Source organism: Leisingera sp. F5, assembly GCF_001593695.1.
On record NZ_LUKH01000288.1, the window covers coordinates 1 to 3,087 of the forward strand.

Consider the following 3,087-nt stretch of genomic DNA (forward strand, 5'->3'; position numbering starts at 1 on the left):
TCTGCCGCCTCGGCGAATTGCGTTTCATTCGCGCGGTGCTGGCAGTGCCATTGGCAAACAGCCGCGGCGAGGAGTTCATCCTGGGCACCTGGGCCAGCCTCAGCCGCGATGATTTCGACGCCTATCTCGACCTGTTTGAGATGCGCGAGACGGAAAAGCTGGGCGACCGCCCGGCCTGGCTGGCCAATGCAATCCCGCCCGACATGCCGGTGCCTGCGGGCTGCATGCTGGAGATGCGCCCCGGCGGTGAGTATCCTGAGCTGAGGGTCACCGAGCAGAACCATCCGCTCTATCCGCTGCAAAAGGACGGTGCCGACCTGGAGGAGCTGCTGGAGCTGCTCTATGCCTATGGGCACGACCTGCCGTCGCTGGTGTATGACGCCTGAGCGGGCATTGCGGCACCGGGTCTCGCGGTCCCGTTGCAGCCGTCCGCGGCTTCCCGCCGATGCGGATGCCGCCGCGCCGGATGCGGCTTGATACGCAGCCTGCGGCAGCCCAGATACGTCCGGATTAATGAGGAACGGACGGTATGTCGAACACAGAGACTGAGGCCGGCACCTCTGCCAAAGTGGCAGGGCTTGCGACTCAGACCAATGCAATGAACCGCGGCAACCTGAGTCTGCTGGGGCTGTTCGGTCCAGAGGACAGTATGACTGCACTGATCCGGCTGCCGTCGGGCCGCACCCGCAAGGTGTCGCGCGGCAGCCGCCTGTCATCGGGCCAGGTGGTGGCAATAGACGCCAAGGGGCTGATCCTGAATTCCAAGGGCGAAAGCAAGCGACTTGCCATGCCTGGCGGCTAAAGCACCCCGATTCCGCAGCACAAATTTCTTCGAAGAAATTTGCCAAGAATTTTCCAAAATTCTTGGCCCGGGCCGCCGCCCCTTGACCTGCCCGTGCGCGCGGCCCACAAGACGTGCCATGACAGATAAAATCGCTCTCATCACCGGCGCGTCGCGCGGCCTTGGCAACGCCCTGGCCGAAGCGCTTGCGCCCACCCATCACATTGTTGCCGTGGCCCGCACCACCGGCGCGCTGGAAGAGCTGGATGACCGCATCAAGGCCGCAGGCGGCTCTGCCACCCTGGCGCCGATGGACATCACCGTGCCCGAGGCGATGGCAACGCTCTGCCGTGGCATCCACGATCGCTGGGGCAAGCTGGACTTGTGGCTGCACACCGCGATCCACGCAACCGCGCTTTGCCCGGCGCCTTCTGTGGCCGCCAAGGACTGGACCAAGGCCGTGGCCATCAACGCCACTGCGACCTCGGTGCTGATCCCTTATGTCGCGCCGCTCTTGGGCCAATCGGGCCGCGCAGTGTTCTTTGACGACGCACGCGCGGGCGAGAAGTTTTATGGCACCTACGGCGCCACCAAGGCGGCGCAGATGGCGCTGGCCCGCAGCTGGCAGGCGGAAACCGGCCGCACCGGCCCGCAGGTGCGGATCCTGGAGCCGCAGCCGATGGCCACTGCCCTGCGCGCCCGTTTCCACCCAGGCGAGAACCGCGATGCACTGACACCGATCCAGGATGAGGCCGCGCGCCTGCTGCCGCAGATCCTAGCAGACTGACGCTGATTGTCAGCCCGCGCCGCGCGCCAGCGCGGCGCCCGGCCCAACGCCCGGGACGGCATCTTTGATGCAGGCCCAGGGGGCGGGAGCGCACCTGGCCGGCCTGTTGCCTCCCTGCCCCGCTTTGCGGCTGATCCCGCTTCACTCCGCGAAAACCTTGCCCCGTTCCGGCACAGGTCCTATTCAATCGAAAACCCGGTTGAACACGGCAGGCAGACACCCCATGCGCATTCTGATCACCAATGACGACGGCATCAGCGCCGAAGGGCTGAATGTCCTGGACGCCATCGCCCATGAGGTCGCAGGCCCGGATGGCGAAGTCTGGACCGTGGCCCCTGCGTTTGAACAATCCGGCGTCGGCCATTGCATCAGCTACACCCGCCCCACCATGCTCAGCCAGCTGGGCGAGCGCCGCTTTGCCGCCGAAGGCTCGCCTGCCGACTGCGTGCTGGCGGGCATTCATGTGGTGATGCAAGGCGAAAAACCCGACCTGGTGCTGTCTGGTGTGAACCGCGGCAACAATTCGGCTGAAAACGCGCTCTATTCCGGCACCCTGGGCGGTGCGATGGAGGCTGCGTTGCAGGGCATCCCGGCAATGGCGCTGTCGCAGTATTACGGCCCTGCCAACCGCGAGACGAACAATCCGTTTGAGGCCGCCGCCGTGCATGGGGCCGGGCTGGTCAAAAAGATCCTGGCCGCCCAGCCGCAGGACGGGCAGGACTACCGGCTGTTTTACAATATCAACTTCCCGCCGGTCCCGGCCGCAGAGGTGAAGGGTGCCCGTGTGGCCACCCAAGGGTTCCGCCGCGGCAGCCATTTTTCCGCGGAAGAACAGCTGTCGCCCACCGGACGGCGCTATCTGTGGATCCGCGGCGGCAACCAGCAGGTCGAGACCGCCGCCGGTTCGGACGCCGCGGTCAACCTCGACGGCTATATCTCTGTCACTCCGATGCGTGCCGACCTGACCGCGCGCGATGCATTGGACGCGCTGAAAGCAATTGAATGAGCGGCCCCGATCCCGAAACCAAGATGCAATTCCTGTTCTCTGTGCGTTCGCGCGGGGTGACGGAGCAGCGGGTGCTGGAAGCCATCGAAGCGATCGACCGCGGTATGTTTGTGCGCGGCATCTTCTCGGAACGCGCCTATGAGGACGTGCCGCTGCCGATTGCCTGCGGCCAGACCATCTCGCAGCCTTCTATCGTGGGCATGATGACCCAGGCGCTGCAGATCTCCCCGCGCGACACGGTGCTGGAGGTCGGCACCGGCTCCGGCTATCAGGCGGCGATCCTGTCAAAGCTGGCACGCCGGGTCTATACCATCGACCGCCACGCAAGGCTGGTGCGCGAGGCGCGGGCCGTGTTCGAGCAGCTGCAGCTTGCCAATGTGACCTCGCTGGTCGGCGACGGCAGCCACGGCCTGAGCGAACAGGCGCCGTTTGACCGGATCATCGTGACCGCCGCCGCCGAGGATCCGCCAAGCCCCCTGCTGGCGCAGCTCAAGACCGGCGGCATCATGGTTC

Annotated in this window: 5 protein-coding genes; all 5 read left to right on the forward strand. The window is 65.7% G+C overall.

All coding sequences use genetic code 11. From position 1 onward, the window contains the following. Positions 1–386: DUF2199 domain-containing protein (locus A2I95_RS28975; RefSeq protein WP_291735452.1), on the forward strand; the 386-nt coding region annotated here is incomplete at its 5' end. 143 nt (positions 387–529) lie between these two features. After that, a complete protein-coding gene (locus A2I95_RS28980; RefSeq protein WP_260005446.1) occupies positions 530–802 on the forward strand; it encodes a hypothetical protein in 273 nt (90 codons plus the stop codon). A 118-nt stretch (positions 803–920) separates the two neighbouring features. Further along, positions 921–1,568, forward strand: a complete 648-nt coding sequence (locus A2I95_RS28985) for an SDR family oxidoreductase (protein WP_291735455.1) — start codon at positions 921–923, stop codon at positions 1,566–1,568. A gap of 223 nt (positions 1,569–1,791) precedes the next feature. Next, on the forward strand, positions 1,792–2,574 hold the full coding sequence (gene surE / locus A2I95_RS28990; protein ID WP_291735457.1) for a 5'/3'-nucleotidase SurE: 783 nt from the start codon (positions 1,792–1,794) through the stop codon (positions 2,572–2,574). Beyond that, a partial coding sequence (locus tag A2I95_RS28995; protein ID WP_291735460.1) for a protein-L-isoaspartate(D-aspartate) O-methyltransferase occupies positions 2,571–3,087 on the forward strand: 517 nt, incomplete at its 3' end. The genes surE and A2I95_RS28995, both read left to right, overlap by 4 nt.

Bases quoted from the DNA above. Each gene is read 5' to 3' on its own strand.
- A2I95_RS28980 (WP_260005446.1), top strand. From the start codon at position 530: ATGTCGAACACAGAGACTGAGGCCGGCACCTCTGCCAAAGTGGCAGGG.
- A2I95_RS28985 (WP_291735455.1), top strand. From the start codon at position 921: ATGACAGATAAAATCGCTCTCATCACCGGCGCGTCGCGCGGCCTTGGC.
- surE (WP_291735457.1), top strand. From the start codon at position 1,792: ATGCGCATTCTGATCACCAATGACGACGGCATCAGCGCCGAAGGGCTG.